Origin of the sequence: Microbacterium gawkjiense (genome assembly GCF_031932225.1) — a bacterium.
GTDB lineage: Bacteria > Actinomycetota > Actinomycetes > Actinomycetales > Microbacteriaceae > Microbacterium > Microbacterium gawkjiense.
Map to the genome: position 1 here is coordinate 548,132 of NZ_JAUZVV010000001.1, position 17,407 is coordinate 565,538.

The 17,407-nt window shown below is 70.3% G+C and carries 13 protein-coding genes and 2 tRNA genes; 5 read left to right on the top strand and 10 right to left on the bottom strand.

Going from position 1 to position 17,407, the window contains the following annotated elements:
* Window positions 1–62: 62 nt before the first annotated feature.
* Entirely contained in the window at window positions 63–380 is a 318-nt protein-coding gene (locus Q9S71_RS02760; RefSeq protein ID WP_064003785.1) for a DUF7882 family protein, read from the top strand.
* 10 nt (window positions 381–390) lie between these two features.
* On the opposite strand, the gene Q9S71_RS02765 is transcribed toward Q9S71_RS02760, so the two are convergent.
* The 6 genes from Q9S71_RS02765 to serS all read right to left on the bottom strand — a co-directional run bounded on the left by Q9S71_RS02765 (window position 391) and on the right by serS (window position 5,523).
* Window positions 391–1,581 carry a MalY/PatB family protein gene (locus Q9S71_RS02765; RefSeq protein ID WP_311860381.1) on the bottom strand — a complete coding sequence of 397 codons (1,191 nt, stop codon included), beginning with the start codon at window positions 1,579–1,581 and terminating at the stop codon, window positions 391–393.
* A 95-nt stretch (window positions 1,582–1,676) separates the two neighbouring features.
* A tRNA-Ser gene (locus tag Q9S71_RS02770) sits at window positions 1,677–1,768 on the bottom strand.
* A 74-nt stretch (window positions 1,769–1,842) separates the two neighbouring features.
* Window positions 1,843–3,150, bottom strand: a complete 1,308-nt coding sequence (locus Q9S71_RS02775) for an LCP family protein (protein WP_311860382.1) — start codon at window positions 3,148–3,150, stop codon at window positions 1,843–1,845.
* A 20-nt stretch (window positions 3,151–3,170) separates the two neighbouring features.
* A tRNA-Ser gene (locus Q9S71_RS02780) sits at window positions 3,171–3,255 on the bottom strand.
* Window positions 3,256–3,355: 100 nt separating this feature from the next.
* On the bottom strand, window positions 3,356–4,261 hold the full coding sequence (locus Q9S71_RS02785) for an HAD family hydrolase (RefSeq protein WP_311860383.1): 906 nt from the start codon (window positions 4,259–4,261) through the stop codon (window positions 3,356–3,358).
* The gene (serS, locus tag Q9S71_RS02790) at window positions 4,258–5,523 is read right to left on the bottom strand and encodes a serine--tRNA ligase (protein ID WP_064003780.1); all 1,266 of its coding nucleotides are present in this window, start codon (window positions 5,521–5,523) and stop codon (window positions 4,258–4,260) included. Before serS ends, Q9S71_RS02785 begins: the two co-directional genes overlap by 4 nt.
* A gap of 103 nt (window positions 5,524–5,626) precedes the next feature.
* Here serS and Q9S71_RS02795 point away from each other — a divergent pair, with 103 nt between their 5' ends.
* Both Q9S71_RS02795 and Q9S71_RS02800 read left to right on the top strand, forming a co-directional pair.
* A complete protein-coding gene (locus Q9S71_RS02795) occupies window positions 5,627–6,796 on the top strand; it encodes a diacylglycerol/lipid kinase family protein (protein WP_064003779.1) in 1,170 nt (389 codons plus the stop codon).
* A gap of 61 nt (window positions 6,797–6,857) precedes the next feature.
* Window positions 6,858–8,222, top strand: coding sequence for a cryptochrome/photolyase family protein (locus Q9S71_RS02800; RefSeq protein WP_311860384.1), 1,365 nt, complete (start codon window positions 6,858–6,860; stop codon window positions 8,220–8,222).
* Between the two features lie 74 nt (window positions 8,223–8,296).
* Here the strand turns inward: Q9S71_RS02800 and Q9S71_RS02805 are convergent, their stop codons facing one another.
* From Q9S71_RS02805 to Q9S71_RS02820, 4 genes are all read right to left on the bottom strand, one after another.
* Entirely contained in the window at window positions 8,297–9,640 is a 1,344-nt protein-coding gene (locus tag Q9S71_RS02805) for an ABC transporter substrate-binding protein (RefSeq protein WP_311860385.1), read from the bottom strand.
* An 82-nt stretch (window positions 9,641–9,722) separates the two neighbouring features.
* Complete coding sequence (locus Q9S71_RS02810) at window positions 9,723–10,622, bottom strand: carbohydrate ABC transporter permease (RefSeq protein WP_064003776.1); 900 nt, start codon at window positions 10,620–10,622, stop codon at window positions 9,723–9,725.
* Entirely contained in the window at window positions 10,619–11,554 is a 936-nt protein-coding gene (locus Q9S71_RS02815) for a carbohydrate ABC transporter permease (RefSeq protein WP_064003775.1), read from the bottom strand. Before Q9S71_RS02815 ends, Q9S71_RS02810 begins: the two co-directional genes overlap by 4 nt.
* On the bottom strand, window positions 11,551–13,566 hold the full coding sequence (locus tag Q9S71_RS02820) for a beta-galactosidase (RefSeq protein WP_311860386.1): 2,016 nt from the start codon (window positions 13,564–13,566) through the stop codon (window positions 11,551–11,553). The genes Q9S71_RS02815 and Q9S71_RS02820 overlap by 4 nt, the downstream gene beginning before the upstream one ends.
* Before the next feature lie 157 nt (window positions 13,567–13,723).
* Here Q9S71_RS02820 and Q9S71_RS02825 point away from each other — a divergent pair, with 157 nt between their 5' ends.
* Complete coding sequence (locus Q9S71_RS02825; protein WP_064003773.1) at window positions 13,724–14,758, top strand: LacI family DNA-binding transcriptional regulator; 1,035 nt, start codon at window positions 13,724–13,726, stop codon at window positions 14,756–14,758.
* 164 nt (window positions 14,759–14,922) lie between these two features.
* The gene (locus Q9S71_RS02830) at window positions 14,923–17,400 is read left to right on the top strand and encodes an alpha/beta hydrolase-fold protein (protein WP_311860388.1); all 2,478 of its coding nucleotides are present in this window, start codon (window positions 14,923–14,925) and stop codon (window positions 17,398–17,400) included.
* Window positions 17,401–17,407: the final 7 nt, after the last annotated feature.

Sequence of the window (17,407 nt, forward strand, 5' to 3'; positions counted from 1 at the left end):
CTCCACGCCGATCCTCCCCCTTTCTCGGCGGATCCGCATGCTTACAGCGTAAGCTTGCGCTGATGGGACGTTTGGCATTCGGCTCCGAGACGGTCACGCTCGATGACCGCCTCCTCGCTCACCTCGAAGTCGTGATGGTGACGAAACTGCGGCGTCGCGAGCCGTTCATCCTCACCTGGACGGTCGACCCGAGCCTCGGAAGCGGCCGCGTCTCGCGCTGGGTGGGCGTCTCCACCAGTTGGGACGTTCGCTACCAGAGCCGTTCCAGCGGCCCGCTGAACCCCGCGTGGATCGAGAGCCTCATGGCCACCGCGAACTCCCCCGGCGGACTCCGCATCGTGCCGGAGCCCGACGAGGAGGAGCAGGTCGCCGGTCTCTGAGAGCTGCTGACTAGGCGCCCGCGACGCGGCGGGCGGCATCCCCCATCGCGTGGACGGCTTCGCGCAGGACCGGGCGCGGAGTCGCGAACACGATGCGGACGAAGTCCTCGTAGCCACGGCCGAGCAATGCGCCGTCGGTGAGGACGACTCCCGCCTCCTCGCGGAAGAAGGTCGCCGGCGATGTCGGCAGCTGGAGGCCGGACGCGTCGATCCACCCGATGTAGGTCGCCTGCGGCGGGGTGTACCGCGCGGCGGGGAGGTGCTCGGCGAGCAGTCGCCCGAGCTCGTGCCGCTCGGCATCCAGGTACGCGATCACATCGTCGAGCCACGGCCGCCCCTCGCGGTAGGCGGCGATCGCCGCGACGACGCCGACGGTCGCCGCGCCGTGCTGCACCGCGAATCCGAAGCGGCGGTACGCGGCCTGGTCGGCGTCGTTCGAGGTGATGAGCTGCGCGGTCTTCACCCCGGCGAGGTTCCACGCCTTCGACGCGCTCGTGCCGGTGATCGTGTGAGCCGCCGCCGCCTCGGACAGCGATGCGTACGGCACGTGGGGTGCGCCGTCGTACCGCAGCGGTGCGTGGATCTCGTCGGCGAACACCCGGCCGCCATGCCGTTCGACGACCTCGGCGAGAGCGGTCAACTCTTCGCGGGTCAGAACGGTGCCGGTCGGGTTGTGCGGGTTGCACAGCACGAGCGTCCGCGCCCCGGCGGCGAAGGCCGCGTCGATGCCGTCGAGGTCGTGCTGCCAGCGGCCGTCCACCACGACTCCGGGTACCTCCACGACGGGGTGTCCGATGGTCGGCAGGTAGGTGAGGAAGGGCATGTACGCGGGGGTGGGCACGATCACCGCCGACCCCGCCGGCGCGTACTCGGTGATCGCGACGCCGAGGGCGGCCATGACGTCCGACACCGGGTGCACCCGCTCGGGGTCGACCTGCCACCCGTATTCCGTCCGCATCCAGTCCGCCGTCGCGTGCCCGAGTTCGGCCGCGAGCGGCGGGGACAGATAGCCGAGGATGCCGTCGGTCACCGCTCGCTGCAACGCCTCCGAGACCGGCGGCGCGATGCCGAAGTCCATCTCGGCCACCCACGCGCCGACGGACCCCGGGTGCAGGCTCCACTTACGGCTCTCGGGACGATCGAACCGCGACCGATCGATCCGGTCGAACGGGTGGGATCCGATCGGGGGGATGACGCTCATCCCCCGACGATGCGGGGTGCGCGGCGGCCGTGCAAGTCGGGTTGTAACACTCGGCATCCGAGACGACGGAAGCCCCGGCGAACCGGGGCTTCTCGTGGCGGAGACGGAGGGATTTGAACCCTCGGTCCCCTAAAGGGGACTCCACCTTAGCAGGGTGGTGCACTAGGCCTGACTATGCGACGTCTCCAGGCATCCGGCCGCGGACGGCGAGGATGCACCACGCAAGCATAACCGCTCTGCGGCGCCTCACCGAACCGGGGCTCAGCGCTGCGCGACGGTGCAGGTGACCTCGTTGGCCGACTGGCCCGTGATCTCGCCCGGCAGGTCGACGGTGCCCTCTTCGCCCGCCGGCGGGGTCGCCGTGGCTCCCGGGGTGCCGCTCGGGTCGGGCGTCGCGGATCCGGTCGGATCGGGCGTCGCGTTCGGATCGTCGGCCTCGCCGACGATCTCGACGCCGTTGCCGCCGCTCGCGGAGCCCGTCACACGGATGGGCTTGTTCTCGGACAGCGCCGTGAAGAGTACGTCCGCGGCCGACGTGACCGGCAGCACGCGCGCGCCACCCGGCGCGTACACGGTCGGGTACTGCACGAAGACGATGTCCTTGTACGGGACGTCGGCGACGGCCATCGCGATCTGCACCATCCGCTGCGGGTTGGTGAGCGACTCGCTGAGGACCAGCTGCTTCTCGTTCACCTGACGGAGCGCCGTGTTGGCGAGGTTCAGCAGCGCGGGGTAGTTCGAGAGCACCTCGCCCGACTGCAGCTTGCGCACGAGCGAGCTCATGAACTGCTGCTGGTTCGAGATGCGGCCGAGGTCGGACCCGTCGCCGATGCCGTGGCGGATGCGGAGGAACTGCAGCGCCTCGGCGCCCACGAGCGTCTGGTTGCCCTTCTTGAGGTCGAGACCCGTGTGCCGGTCCTTGATGTCGTCGCTGAGGCAGACGTCGACACCGCCGATCGCGTCGGACATGTTGATGACACCCGTCCAGCGGATCGCCGCGGCGAATTGGATGTCGATCCCCGTCAACTCCTCGACGGTCGCGACCGAGCAGCCGAGGCCCCCGTAGCTGTACGACGTGTTGATCATCTGCGCGCTCATCGCGGAGGACGTCGTACCGTCGGGCGAGGTGCACGACGGGATCGGCACGATCATGTCGCGCGGGAACGACACGACGGTCACGCGGCGGGGTGCGTCGCTGATGTGCACGAGCATCGTCACGTCGTTGCGTTCGCCGCCGTCGTCGTGCGCGCAGCGCGGGAAGAGCTTGAGGTCCTGGCCCTCGCACGAGTCGGTGCCGACGACGAGCATGTTGACGCCGCCCTCGATCTCGCCGATGTGCGGCGGCAGGGGGGCGTCGTCGCCGATCGCCACACCGTTCTCGTCGAGGCTGCGCGCGGCATCCCACACGTAGAACCCGCCGATGGCGACCGTGCTGACCAGCGCGACGGCGAGGACCGCGGCGAGGATCGTGAAGACCTGACGCAGCGGATGCGGCGACGTCAGCGCTCCGTGACGGGCGACGGGTTGACGGCGGAACTTCGTCGCCTTCGCGTCATGCCTTGCGCTCACGGATCACCTTTCGGACAGTGCGGAGGGTGTGGGATTCGAACCCACGGGACATTGCTGCCCACCGGTTTTCAAGACCGGATCCTTCGGCCGCTCGGACAACCCTCCCGACCGCGCAGACAGCCCCGGTCGAACAGGCCGAGTCTAGCCGACCCCAGAACCCGTCCATTCTCGCGGCAGCGCCTGTGGGCGGCCTGAACGGGCCCGGTCAGAGGGCCTTCAGCACCGCCGTGACGCCGCCCTCGGTGACGGATGCCGTGAGCTCCGACGCCTCGGAGGTCACCTCATCGGGCCCCTGGCCCATGGCGATCGCCCGTCCGCCGTTCGCGCGCGCCCATCGGAACATCCCGATGTCGTTGCGTCCGTCGCCGATGACGACGACGTGGGCGGGGTCGATGCCCAGCCACTCGCGCACCTTCTCGAGACCGGTCGCCTTGTCGACGCCCTGCGGCGCGATGTCGAGCCACGCCGACCAGCCCACCGCATACGAGACCTCGTTCAGGCCGATCCGCGACACGAGGTCGACGAAGTCCTGATCGGTGCCCTCCTCCGACACCACGACGACGCGCGACACCGGCTGCGCGGAGAGGTCCTCGAACGGGACGCGGTCGGCGCGCGACACGTTCCACTCGTCCATGTCGTCGGTGTAGAGGCGACGCCCGTCGGGCAGTTCGACCATGTACCGCGCCGAGGGGAGGTGGTCGCGCAGCAGGGTCAGCACCTCGGACGCGTCGAACTGCTCGGTGTGGAACCGCTCGTACTCGCGGGTGCCGGCTGGGCCGGTGCGCCGCAGGATCACGGCGCCGTTCGAGCACACGACGTACTCGGGGGTGAGCGCCAGCCCTTCGAGGATGTGGCGCGTCCCCTCCCAGGAGCGACCCGTCGCGAGCATGACCTCGTGCCCGGCTCGCTGCGCGTCGGCGATGGCGTCGACGACACCGGGACTGTAGCTCTCGTCCTCGAGCAGGATCGTGCCGTCGACGTCGAGCGCGATGAGCAGTCGCTCGCGCGGGGGCTCGGCGGCATCCGTCGCGATCTCGTCGACCACCTCGGCGGCATCGTCGGGCGAGAAGGCGCGGACCTCGCCGGTCGCGGGGGCTCCCTCGGGACTCACGCGATCGGCTCCGCCACCTCGAGGCCGCCCAGGTAGGGGCGCAGGACCTCGGGGATGACGACCGAGCCGTCTTCGCGCTGGTGCGTCTCGAGCAGGGCGACGATCCAGCGGGTCGTCGCGAGCGTGCCGTTCAGCGTCGCGACGGGAGCCGTGCGGCCGCCCTCGGGGCGGTACCGGATGTCGAGGCGGCGGGCCTGGTAGGTGGTGCAGTTCGACGTCGACGTGAGCTCGCGGTACGCGCCCTGCGTCGGGACCCAGGCCTCGACGTCGTACTTGCGCGCGGCGGACGACCCCAGGTCGCCGGCGGCCACGTCGATCACGCGGTACGCGAGGCCGAGGTCCTGGAGCATGCGCTCCTGCATCTCGACGAGGCGCAGGTGCTCGGCCTCGGCGTCGTCGGGCGTCGTGTAGACGAACATCTCCAGCTTGTTGAACTGGTGCAGGCGGATGATGCCGCGGGTGTCCTTGCCGTACGAGCCGGCCTCGCGGCGGTAGCACGTCGACCAGCCGGCGTAGCGCTTCGCGCCCGCTTCGAGGTCGAGGATCTCGTCCATGTGGTAGCCGGCGAGAGGGACCTCGCTCGTGCCGACGAGGTACAGGTCGTCGTCGTCGAGGTGGTAGACCTCGTCCGCGTGCTGACCGAGGAAGCCGGTGCCGCGCATGACCTCGGCGCGGACGAGGGTCGGCGGGATCATGGGGATGAAGCCGGCCTCGAGCGCCCGCTGCATCCCGAGGTTCATAAGGGCGAGCTCGAGTCGGGCACCGATCCCGGTGAGGAAGGTGAACCGCGCGCCCGAGACCTTCGCCCCGCGCTCGGTGTCGATCGCCCCGAGCATCTCGCCGAGGGCGAGGTGGTCGCGCGGTTCGAAGTCGAATGTCGCGGGCTCGCCGTGCGTGCGCAGCGTGATGAAGTCGTCCTCGCCACCGGCGGGCACGCCGTCGATGACGATGTTCTCGATGCGCGCGAGGGCCGCCGAGGCGGCCTCCTCGGCCACGGTGACCGCCTGCTGGGCGGCCTTGACGCGCTCGCTGAGGTCCTTCGCCTCGGCGACGAGCGCCGCCTTCTCGTCCTTCGGCGCCTTCGCGACGCGCTTGCCGTGCGCGTTCTGCTCGGCGCGGAGCTCCTCGAAGGCGGTGATCGCCGCGCGCCGCTCACGGTCGGCGGCCAGGGCGGCGTCGACGGTGTCGGGCGACTCGCCGCGGGCTTCCTGCGAGCGCTTCACGAGGGCCGGGTCGTCACGGAGGAGGGCGAGATCGATCACCCGTCGAGTCTAGTCGCGGGCCTCCCGGCCCCCTCCCCTGGTGCGGATCGCGCAGCCGCGCAAGGGGCCCCGGGAGACGGATGCCGGGCCCTATCCTGTACGCATGGCGACCGACCCCGGCACGACGCACGGCTCCGACGACGCGCACGACCCGGCTGCTGCCGCAGAACCCGACGGCGTCATCCGCGAGCCCGACGACATCGCGCCCGACACGGAGGACGGCGAGACGGGCGAGGCCCGCCGGGTCGACCGCAGCGGATCGACCGAGCCGATGCCCGACGAGGACGGTCGGCCGAGCCCGAAGGCCGCCCTCGTCTACAACCCCGTCAAGGTCGACGGCGACGCGCTGCGCGAGCAGGTCGCGACCGCCGCCAAGGCAGCCGGCTGGTCCGAGCCCCTCTTCTACGAGACCACCGTCGACGACCTCGGCGACGACGTCGCCCGCCAGGCCCTGAAAGAAGGGGTGGATGCCGTCCTCGTCGCAGGCGGCGACGGCACCGTCCGCGCCGTGAGCGAGGCGATGACGGGCTCCCCCGTCCCCCTCACGATCGTGCCGAGCGGCACCGGCAACCTGCTGGCCCGCAACCTCCGGCTCCCGCTCGACGACCCGGCGGCGATGATCGCCGCCACCTTCGACGGCGACACCCTCGCGATCGACGTGGGCCTCGCGCAGCTGCGTCGTCCCGACGGCGAGACCGCCGAGCACGCGTTCGTCGTCATGGGCGGGATGGGGCTCGACGCCGCGATGATCGCCAACACGAACAGCGACCTGAAGAAGAAGGTCGGCTGGGTCGCCTACGTCGACGGCGCCGCCCGGTCGATCGCCCAGGCCAAGCCGTTCCCGGTCGTCTACCAGGTGCCGGGTCACCGCATCCACCGGGCCGACGTGCAGAGTGTGCTCTTCGCCAATTGCGGGTCGCTCCAGGCGGGGCTCGAGCTGATCCCCGAGGCATCCATCACCGACGGCGAACTCGACGTCGCGATCCTGCAGCCGCGCTCCGCGTTCGGCTGGCTGCTCGTCTGGCGGCGCCTCGCGTGGGACAACAGCGTGCTGCGCAAATTCCGCACCGGACGCAAGATCCTCTCGCTCCGCACCGCCGACAACTCCGTGCGCTACTCGCGCGGCAAGGGCATCGACCTCGCCGCCGAGGAGGCGCACCCCGTGCAGCTCGACGGCGACGAGTTCGGCGAGGCGACCCGCATCGCCGTCCGCGTCATCGCCGGCGGACTCACCCTCGCGATCCCGCGCGGGCACTCCGTCGAGGCCGTCTGAGGGATTCCGCGCCGGATTGCAAGGGGCGGCGCCGGCCTCGTCGGGTGACGAGGATGAGGGGATGCCGTCCCCTTCGATCGTCTGGTTCCGCGACGACCTGCGCCTCGCCGACCACCCCGCCCTGCGCGCGGCCGTGGACCGCGGCGAGCCCGTCATCGGTCTCTACGTCCTCGACGAGGAGTCCGAGGGCATCCGCCCGCTCGGCGGGGCGGCCCGGTGGTGGCTGCACCACTCGCTCGCCTCGCTCGCCGAACGGCTCGCGGAGCGCGGTTCGCGGCTGATCCTGCGCCGCGGACCCGCCGCCCGGGTCGTCCGCGACGTGGCCGACGACACCGGCGCCGGCGCCGTGTTCTGGAATCGGCGCTACGGCGGGCCCGAGCGCGAGATCGACGCGCAGCTGAAGGCGGGCCTGCGGGACGGCGGCGTCGAGGTCGCGTCGTTCGCGGCATCCGTTCTCTTCGAACCCTGGACCATCCAGACGGGGTCGGGCAAGCACTTCTCGGTCTACAGCCCGTTCTGGCGGGCGTGCCTCGCGCAGCCCGCTCCGCGCGCGCCGCTGCCCGAACCGCGGGAGGTGAGCGGACCCTCGCGCTACCCCGCGTCGGACGACCTCGACGACTGGGGTCTGCTGCCCACCGCACCGGACTGGGCGCAGGGCCTGCGCGACACGTGGGAGCCGGGCGAACCGGCGGCCCGCCGCCGCCTGCGCGAGTTTCTCGACGAGGACCTCGGCCACTACGGCGAGGCCCGCGACCGCCCCGCCGCCGGGGCGACGTCGATGCTCTCGCCGCGCCTGCGCTGGGGCGAGCTGAGCCCGCACACCGTCTGGCACGCCGCGGTCGAGGCGACCGGCGCCTCGCAGTTCCTGTCCGAGATCGGCTGGCGCGAGTTCGCCTGGCACACCCTGTACCACTTTCCCGACCTCGCGACGAAGAACCTCCGGCGGGAGTTCGACGCGTTCCCCTGGCCGCGCGTGAAGCCCTCCGCACTCGAGGCCTGGCAGAAGGGGCGCACCGGCTACGCCATGGTGGATGCCGGGATGCGGGAGCTCTGGGAGACCGGCTACATGCACAACCGCGTGCGGATGATCACGGCATCCTTCGTCATCAAGAACCTTCTCATCGACTGGCGCCGCGGCGAGGAGTGGTTCTGGGACTGCCTCGTCGACGCCGACGGGGCGAGCAACCCGTTCAACTGGCAGTGGGTCGCCGGGTCGGGCGCCGACGCCGCACCGTACTTCCGCGTCTTCAACCCGGAGCTGCAGGCCGACAAGTTCGACAAGAACCGCGAGTACGTCGGGCGGTGGGCTCCGGAGTACCGGGATGCCGACGGGCAGCCGCCCCTGCCGATCGTCGACCTGAAGGCGACCCGGCAGAACGCGCTCGACGCCTACGAGAAGGTCAAGCAGGCCTCGCGCGAGTCCTGACCGAACGCGGCCGCGCCGCGGATCGGAGCCCGGAGGCCCGACCCGCGGCGCGGATGCGTGGTGTCAGCGAGCGGTCACTCGGAGACGGGGATGGACTGCGCCTTGAGGGCGTCGACCGTCTTGGTCTGCGCCGCCTCGAGCGCCTCGAACAGCGTGCCCTGGCCGGTGGCGGCCTTCTGGAAGCCGTCCGACACGTCAGCGTAGGTCTGCGTCATGGTCGGGCCCCAGACGAAGTCGGGGTTGACCTGCGCAGCGGCCTCGGCGAAGACGTCGTAGATCTTCTGCCCGCCGTAGAACTCGACACCCTCCTGCAGCGACGGCAGGGTCAGACCCTCGGTCGTGGCGGGGTAGATGTTCGCCGACTCGTTGAGGGCGGTGAGGGCCTCGTCGGACGTGTTCAGCCACAGCGCGAACTTCGCGGCCTCGTACGGGTGGTCGGTGCCCTTGAAGACGGCGATCGACGATCCGCCCCAGTTGCCGGCGGCCTTCTCGCCCGCCTTCCACTGCGGCGACGGCGCGACCGACCACTTGCCGGCGGTGTCGGGAGCACCGGACGAGATGGAGTTGGCACCCCACACGGCCGAGTTCCAGGTCCAGACCTCACCCGAGTTGTAGGCGTTGTTCCACTCCTCGGTCCAGGCCGGGTAGGTGGAGACGAGGTCCTCGTCGATGAGCTCCTGCCAGTAGTCCGCGACCGTCTTGGACTGGTCTCCGGTCAGGTTGACCTTCCAGGCGCTGCCGTCGTTGGAGAACCAGTCGCCACCGGTCTGCCAGACGAAGCCGGCGAACTGGTTGATGTCGGCGGTCGAGAAGTTTGTGATGTACCCACCGGCCTCGCGCACCTTCTTGGCGGCCTCCTTGTACTCGTCCCACGTGGTGGGGACGTCGATGCCGTTCTGCTCGAACAGGTCGGAGCGGTAGAACAGCGCCATGGGGCCGGAGTCCTGCGGGATGCCGTAGACGCCGTCGGTACCGAGCGTGACCTGGTTCCAGGTCCACGGGATGAACTCGTCCTTGGCGGCGGCGACGTCCTCGCACGCGGCCAGGTCCTCGAGACCGTCCTGCACGCGGAAGCTCGACAGCGCGTCGTACTCGATCTGGCCGAGGTCGGGCGCGTTGCCGGCCTCGAGCTGGCTGAAGAAGCTCGAGTAGGTGCCGGAGTTGCCGTTGGGGCCGGTCTGGACCTTCACCTGGATGTCGGGGTTCTCGTCGTTCCACATCTTCACGACGTCCTCGATGCCGGGGATCCACGAGGTGAAGTCGAGGGTGACCTTGCCGTCCGAGGGGGCGCAGGCCGCGGGGTCGGCTGCGCCGCCGCTGCCGTTGCCGGTGCCGCCGTTGCCGCCGGCGCAGCCGGCCAGGGTGAACGCCGTGAGCAGTGCGACGCCGGCGACGACTGCCTTCTTGGTGTGCTGCATGGGATTTCCAATCTGATCATTGATCGGGTGTGACAGGAACGGGTACTGCAGGGATGCCGCGGGGTCCGCCCGCGGCGGGAACTCACTTCACGGAACCGGTGCCGAGTCCGTTGCGCCAGAAGCGCTGAAGCAAGAGGAAAGCGACGATGAGCGGCACGATCGACAGGAACGCGCCGACCAGCACGTAGGTGCGCAGCTCGGGGATCTGGTTGAGCTGCGTGTTCCACGTGTAGAGGCCGTAGGTGACCGGGAACAGCTCCTGGCTGCGCAGCATGATCAGCGGCAGGAAGAAGTTGTTCCAGATCGAGACGAACTGGAAGAGGAAGATCGTCACGAGCGCCGGCGCCATGAGACGCGTCGACACCGTGAAGAACGTGCGCACCTCGCCCGAGCCATCGAGGCGCGCCGCCTCGATGAGCTCGTCGGGCACCGACGACGACGCGTAGATGCGGGCGAGGTAGACGCCGAACGGGCTCACGATGCTGGGGAGCAGCACCGACCAGAACGTGTTCGTCAGGTTCACCTGGCTGAACAGCAGGAACAGCGGCAGGGCGAGGGCGGTCGCAGGGACCAGCACGCCGCCGAGGACGATGTTGAAGAACGCCTCGCGGCCGCGGAAGTTGTACTTGCCCAGGGCGTAACCCGCCATGCCGGCGAAGACGGTCGCGAGCAGCGCCCCGAGGCCGGCGTAGGCGAGGCTGTTGAGCAGCCAGCGGAAGTAGATGCCGTTGTTGTACGAGACGAGGTCGCCGATGTTGGCGAACAGGTTCCAGTCGGCGAACCACAGCGCGTTGGTGGTCAGGAGCTGGCCGCGGTCCTTCGTCGAGGCGATGAACAGCCACCAGATCGGCACGAGGAAGTAGAGCGTGAACACGCCCATGACCAGCAGGGCGGCGGTGCGCGACAGGATGCTCTCGCGCGGTCCGCGCGTCTTCGGCAGGTCGGTCGCGAGGGCGCCGTTCGTACGGGTGAGGAGGCTCATTGCTCGGCCTTCCGCTGGGTGAGCTTCAAGAACGCGAACGACAGGACGCAGGTGGCCAGGGCCAGCACGACCGAGAACGCCGCCGCCAGGTAGGGGTTCGGCACCGCGCTGGTCGCGTAGATCGTCATGTTCGGGGTGTACGTCGACGAGACCGCCGAGCTGAACGAGCGGAACACCTGCGGCTCGGCGAGCAGCTGCAGCGTCCCGATGATCGAGAACACGGCCGTGAGGATGATCGCGGGGGCGACCATCGGGATCTTGATCGACCAGGCGATGCGGATCTGACCGGCGCCGTCGAGGCGTGCCGCCTCGTACACCTCGGCGGGGATCGCGAGCAGCGCGGAGTAGATGATCAGCATGTTGTAGCCGACGAAGACCCACGTCACGACGTTCGCGATCGACCAGAGCACCATCTCGGGCGAGAGGAAGTCGACCGTGCGGGTGACGTCGGTGAAGGGCGACAGGTTGGGCGAGTACAGGAAGCCCCACATGATCGCGGCGATGACGCCGGGCACGGCGTAGGGCGCGAAGAAGGCGAGGCGGAAGAACCGCTTGCCCTTCAGGACCGGAGAGTCCAGCAGCAGCGCGAACAGCAGTGCGAGCCCGAGCATGACCGGAACCTGCACGACGCCGAACAGCAGCACGCGCCCGACCGACTCCCAGAACGGCGCGTTCTGGAACACCTGGATGTACTGGGTGAGCCCGCCGAACACCTCGGTCGGCTCGCCGTACAGCCCGTCGCGCTGGACGACCAGGAGCGACTGCCAGATCGCGTACCCGATGGGGATCAGGTAGAAGAGCAGGAAGAGGATGCCGAACGGTCCGGTGAAGACCGCGATCGCCCCCTTGTGCGGGGTCTTGGCCCGCGGGATCCGCTTCGCGCGCGGCGGCTTCGCCGACGAACGCGTCACGAGGACTTCCGTGGCGGTCATGCGGCCGCCTCCTCTCTGATGATGCGCACCGCTCCCGCAGGAACGGTGACGTGGCCGGCGACGGATGCGCCGGTCACGAGGTCGACGCCGTCGGAGTCGACGTGGACCTCGGTCTCGCCGTGGTTGATCACGAAGAGGTACGACGCCCCCTCGCCGCGTCGGCGGACGATCTCGAGATCGCCGGTGCCGGGCTGCGGGCGGGCGGCGGGGGCGACCCCCGCCTCGGCGGCGAGGCGCGCCGCCAGGTCACGGTAGTCGGCGTCGCTGAGAAGCGTCGCGAGATAGTGCGCCGTCCCGTCACCCCACGCGTTGCGGGTGACGGCCGGCATCCCCTGGGCGGGTCCGTCGGTGAAGGATGCCTCGACCCGGGCCGTCGTCGGGCGCGAACGCTCGGACCACAGCCGCGCGGTGGACCCGTCGCTCAGGGTGAGCGCGGCGTCGGGGGCGACGGGGGCGAACTCCTCGATGTGGAGGCCCAGCGCCTCGCGCAGCGGACCGGCGTAGCCGCCGGTGTAGACGCGGTCGTTCTCGTCGACGATGGCGGTCGAGAAGGTGACGAGCGCGGTGCCGCCCGCCGCGATCCACGCGGTGAGGACCCCGGCATCCGCCTCGGCCATGAGGTGCAGACCCGGCACGACGACGAACCGGTAGGCCGACAGGTCGGCGCCGGGGGCGACGACGTCGACGGTCAGACCGTTCGCGTGGAGCGCCCGGTAGGCGGCGTGGACCTGGTCGAGGTAGCCGAGCGACTGGCTCGGGCGGGTCTCGCTCTGGCTCGCCCACCACGACTCCCACGAGAAGAGAAGCGCCACGTCGGTCTCGACGCGCGAGCCGGCGACCTCGCCGAGGCGGTCGACGATGCCGCCGAGCTCGACGACCTCGCGCCAGACGGCCGAGTCGGTGCCGGCGTGCGGCAGCATCGCGGAGTGGAACTTCTCGCTGCCCTGCACCGAGGCCCGCCACTGGAAGAAGCAGACGCCGTCGGCGCCGCGGGCGACGTGGGTGAGGGAGTTGCGGATCATCTCGCCCGGCGCCTTGGGCTTGTTGAGCGGCTGCCAGTTGACGGCGCCGGTCGAGTGCTCCATGAGGATCCACGGGGCGCCCTGCGCGAGACCGCGGGAGAGGTCGGCCGCGAAGGCGAGCTCCGACCGGGGGTCGCCGAGGCGGTGGTCGAGGTAGTGGTCGTTCGCGATGACGTCCATCTCTCCCGCCCACGACCAGTAGTCGAGGTTCTCGATGTGGGCCGTGACCATGAAGTTGGTCGTGACCGGCACGTCGCTGTGCGCGCGAATTACCTCGGCCTCGGCGCGGTAGTGCTCGAGCAGCGCGTCGCTGCTGAAGCGGTGGAAGTCGAGGACCTGACCCGGGTTGCGGCTGGACAGCGTCGCCTTCGGGGTGAGGATCTCGTCCCACTCGTAATAGGTCTGACTCCAGAAGGCGGTGCCCCATGCGCGGTTCACCTCGGCGACCGTGCCGTAGCGGGCCTGCAGCCAGGTGCGGAAGGCGGCGGCGCTCTCGTCGCAGTGGCACAGCGCGTTGTGGCATCCGAGCTCGTTCGAGACGTGCCAGAGCGCGACGGCCGGGTGCGCGCCGTAGCGGGCGGCGACGGCGTCGACGAGTGCGAGCGCGGCCTCACGGTAGACGGGCGAGCTCGGGCACCACGCCTGGCGTCCGCCGGGGTAGCGTCGGGTGCCGTCGTCGACGACGGGGAGGATCTCGGGGTGCGCCGTCGTCAGCCACGCGGGCGTCGACGCGGTGCCGGTGCCGAGATTCACCCGGATGCCGGCGGCGTGCAGCCGGCCGATGATGTCGTCGAGGCGGGCGAAGTCGTACTGCCCCGCGCGCGGCTCGAGGTGGGCCCAGCCGAAGATGTTGATCGCGACGAGGTCGACGCCGGCCTCGCGCATGAGCGCGATGTCCTCGTCCCAGACGCCCGGCGTCCACTGTTCGGGGTTGTAATCGCACCCGAACGCGATGCCGTCGTGCTCGAAGGGGCGGGCGGGGACCGACATGTTCTCCTCTGGATCCTGTGAACGTGCACAGGTCCGAGCGGTGTTCCTCCGCGTTGAGGCTCTGTGAACGTGTACAGACTAGGTGGGACGTCGCTGGCTGTCAAACACTGATCGAGAACCTCGGCGCGCGGTGTGTGCGTGCACATACGATGAACGCGTGAGCAGCGATCGCACGGATGTCATGGGCCGCCGCCGTCGCGCGACCGTCAAGGACGTGGCCACGGAAGCCGGCGTCTCGCGGGGCACCGTCAGCCGGGTGCTCAACGGTCAGCCTTACGTCTCGGACGAGGCACGCGAGGCCATCGAGGCCGCCATCGCCAAGGTCGGCTTCGTCCCGAACCGCGCCGCCCGGAGCCTCGTCATGCAGAGCTCGCAGGCGATCGGCCTCATCGTCCACGAGCCGCACTCGCTCTTCGTCGAGGACCCGAACATCGGCTCGATTCTCCTCGGTGCCAATGCCGCCCTGTCGGAGGCGGACTACCAGCTGACGTTCATGATCGCCGACACGACCCGCGACATCGAGCGCCTCGCCCGCTATCTGAGCGGAGGCCTCATCGACGGCGTCATCATCGTCTCGGCCCGCGTCGGCGACCCCATCACCCGCGCCGTCGCCGACCTCGGCCTGCCCGCCGCGTTCGTCGGACACCCGCGCGACATCGGCGACGCCGCCTTCGTCGCCATCGACAACCGCGGCGCGGCGCGCGAGATCACGAACCGGCTCGCCGCGACGGGTCGCCGCCGGATCGGCATGATCGCCTCCGCTCTCGACCGCGACTCGGGATCGGACCGCCTCGCGGGATTCGTCGACGCCCTCGGCAACCGCTTCGACCCCCAGTTGGTCGAACGCGTTCCGCTGTACTCCTACTCCGACGGACAGGAAGGCATGCGCGCTCTGCTCGAACGTGCACCCGACATCGACGGCGTCTTCGCGTCGAGCGACGCCGTCGCCGCGGGCGCCATGGACGTGCTGCAGTCCGCCGGCCGAGTCGTCCCCGACGACGTCGGCGTCGTCGGATTCGACGACAGTTCGTGGGCGCTGCGCTGCGATCCCCCGCTGTCCACGGTGCATCAGCCGGCCGATCGACTGGGCCGTGCGGCCGCGGAGTCCGTGCTGCGACAGCTCCGCGGCGAGGCCCCCGACGCGGGCGGGCACGTCCTCGAATGCCCCGTCGTCTGGCGCGGCTCCGCCTGACGCGTGCACATATGCGCAGGTCCCGCCCCGCGCATTGACATCCCCGACGCCGCGATGCGACTCTCTGCGTGCACGTTCACAGGCGACTCATCACGGAATCCGTGAACGTGCACAGCCACACACCGGGCATCGATACCCGGCATCCCACGAGGAAGTAGGAATCCGTGCCGCATCACGTCCCCCGACGGCGTCTGGTCGCCGTCTCCGCAGTGGCCGCCCTCGCGGCATCCCTCTGCATCGCCACCCCCGCCGTAGCCGCGCCCGCGGCGCCGACCGCTGCCACGGCGACCGCTGCCACGGCGGAGGCCGCGAGCGTCTCCCTCGACCTGAAGGGCACCTGGAAGTTCACGAAGGGCGATGACCCGTCCTACGCCTCGCCGGAGTTCGACGACTCCGCGTGGCAGGACATCGAGGTCCCGGGCGACGGCACCCCGTTCGCCGACTACGACGGCTTCGGCTGGTACCGCCTCAGCTTCACGCTGCCGGCCGAGGCCGCCGGGACGAATCTCGTCGCCTCGCTCGGCTTCCTCGACGACGTCGACGAGGCCTTCCTCAACGGCACGCGCATCGGCGGCTCGGGCACGATGCCGCCCGCCGCCAGCAGCCAGTGGTTCGAGAAGCGGCTCTACCCCGTCCCCGCCGACGCGCCGAACTTCGGTGGCGAGAACACCCTCGCCGTCCGCCTCTACGACATGAACGGCGGTGGCGGCTGGTACGAGGGACCCGTCGGGATCTATTCGAAGGATGCCGTCCGCACGAACGTCTACGGCATCACCGGTCCGCGCGCCTCGGCCGCGCAGTCCGCGGCCGTCGCCACGGTGCTCGAGAAGCAACGGGCCGCCCTCGCCGCCGGCGACGTCGACGCCTACCTGAAGACCCTCGACAAGGGCTACTTCCACGACGGCCGTTCCAAGGAGCGCCGCGCCCGCGAGCTCCGCGAGTGGATGAAGGAGTCCGGCACCCTGACCCTCACCGACGGCGAGGTCGAGGTCGTCACCGGTGAGGACGGCGCGCTCATCGTCGACACCAACCGGGAGATCACCGGCACCCGCGACGGCACGGCGTACACCTTCCAGCCCGCATCCCAGCAGTTCCTGCACATCGACGCTGCGACGCTGCGCGAGACCGGCAACGACTCGCGGTTCTTCCGCGAGACGGTGGACTCCGAGCTCGAAGGGCAGCCGCGCGAGTTCGCGACCTACCTGCCGCCGTCGTACCTGAGCCAGCCGAAGCGCGAGTACCCGGTCGTCTACCTGCTGCACGGCATCAACGGCGGTAGCCGCGAGTGGGAGCCGCGCGACATCGACGACGTCCTCGACGGACTGTGGCAGCAGGGCCTCGCCGAGTCGATCGTCATCATGCCCGACGGCGAGTCGCTCTGGTACTCCGACCAGCCCGACGGCGGCACGCCGTGGCGCAGCATGTTCCTCACCGAGATGGTGCCCCTCGTCGACAAGGAGTACCGCACCCTTGAGGGCCGTGACTTCCGGGCGCTCACCGGTGTCTCGATGGGCGGCTTCGGCGCCTGGTCGCTGGGACTGTCGAACCCCGGCATGTTCTCCTCGATCGCCTCGCACATCGGCTCACTGAGCTACTCGGGCTCGGCCCTGCCCACGCCGCTGAAGCAGGCGGGCGACATGACGGCGAAGCAGCTGAAGAAGTTCGACCTGTACTTCGACGCGTGCGAGTTCGACGAGTACCGCTTCGACGACGCCGCCCGCTCGATGGACACGATCCTCACCGGAAAGGGTGTGCCGCACACCTGGGCCGTGTACCCCGAGGGTCGCCACAACGACGCCTGCTGGATGCCGCACCTGAAGGACTCGTTCGGCATGCACTCGACACACTTCCGCGACGCCGGCCTGCGCGAGGACTACGTGAAGCCCGAGATCAGCGTGCCGGCATCCACCTCGGTCCGCTTCGGCGCGACGTTCGACGCCCTCGCCGGGGTGAGCGCCCGCGACGCCGTCGACGGGGACGTCACCGCCGACCTGAAAGTGCGCGGCACGGTGGACACGCGCAAGCTCGGCACCTACACGCTGACGTACACGGTGACGGATGCCGCCGGCAACCGCGCGCGCGTCGACCGGGTCGTCACGGTGGTGGCCGCCACGCTGACGGTCGGGACGCCCACCGTCACGGGCACGGCCGCCGTCGGCCGCACCCTGACGGCGAAGCCGGGCACGTGGACGAAGGGCACCGCCTTCGCCTACCAGTGGATGCGGGACGGCGCGCCCATCCGCGGTGCCGTCACCGCGACGCACCGCCTCACGGCATCCGATCTGGGCGCCCGCCTCTCGGTCCGCGTGACGGGAACCCTCACCGGACACGTGACCGCCGCGAAGACGTCGGCGGCCACGGCGAAGGTGGCGAAGGGCGCGCTGAGCGCGTCGACCCCGAAGATCACGGGCTCGGCGAAGGTCGGGAAGACCCTGACCGCGCGCGCCGGCACCTGGACCGAGGGGACGCGACTGTCGTACCAGTGGCTGAACGGCGGGAAGGCGATCAGCGGTGCGACGAAGGCGACCTACACGGTCACCCGCGCCGACCGCGGGGACCGCCTCACGGTGCGCGTCACCGGCAGCCTCGCCGGCTACGACACGACGAGCCGCACCTCGAGCGCCGTCCGCATCGCGCGCTGACCCGACG

What these genes read in the sequence shown, in the direction of transcription:
- Q9S71_RS02795 (WP_064003779.1), top strand. Translation starts at nt 5,627, where the DNA reads ATGGCGACCGACCCCGGCACGACGCACGGCTCCGACGACGCGCACGAC.
- Q9S71_RS02765 (WP_311860381.1), bottom strand. Translation starts at nt 1,581, where the DNA reads ATGAGCGTCATCCCCCCGATCGGATCCCACCCGTTCGACCGGATCGAT.
- Q9S71_RS02820 (WP_311860386.1), bottom strand. Translation starts at nt 13,566, where the DNA reads ATGTCGGTCCCCGCCCGCCCCTTCGAGCACGACGGCATCGCGTTCGGG.
- Q9S71_RS02800 (WP_311860384.1), top strand. Translation starts at nt 6,858, where the DNA reads ATGCCGTCCCCTTCGATCGTCTGGTTCCGCGACGACCTGCGCCTCGCC.
- Q9S71_RS02805 (WP_311860385.1), bottom strand. Translation starts at nt 9,640, where the DNA reads ATGCAGCACACCAAGAAGGCAGTCGTCGCCGGCGTCGCACTGCTCACG.
- Q9S71_RS02810 (WP_064003776.1), bottom strand. Translation starts at nt 10,622, where the DNA reads ATGAGCCTCCTCACCCGTACGAACGGCGCCCTCGCGACCGACCTGCCG.
- Q9S71_RS02815 (WP_064003775.1), bottom strand. Translation starts at nt 11,554, where the DNA reads ATGACCGCCACGGAAGTCCTCGTGACGCGTTCGTCGGCGAAGCCGCCG.
- Q9S71_RS02760 (WP_064003785.1), top strand. Translation starts at nt 63, where the DNA reads ATGGGACGTTTGGCATTCGGCTCCGAGACGGTCACGCTCGATGACCGC.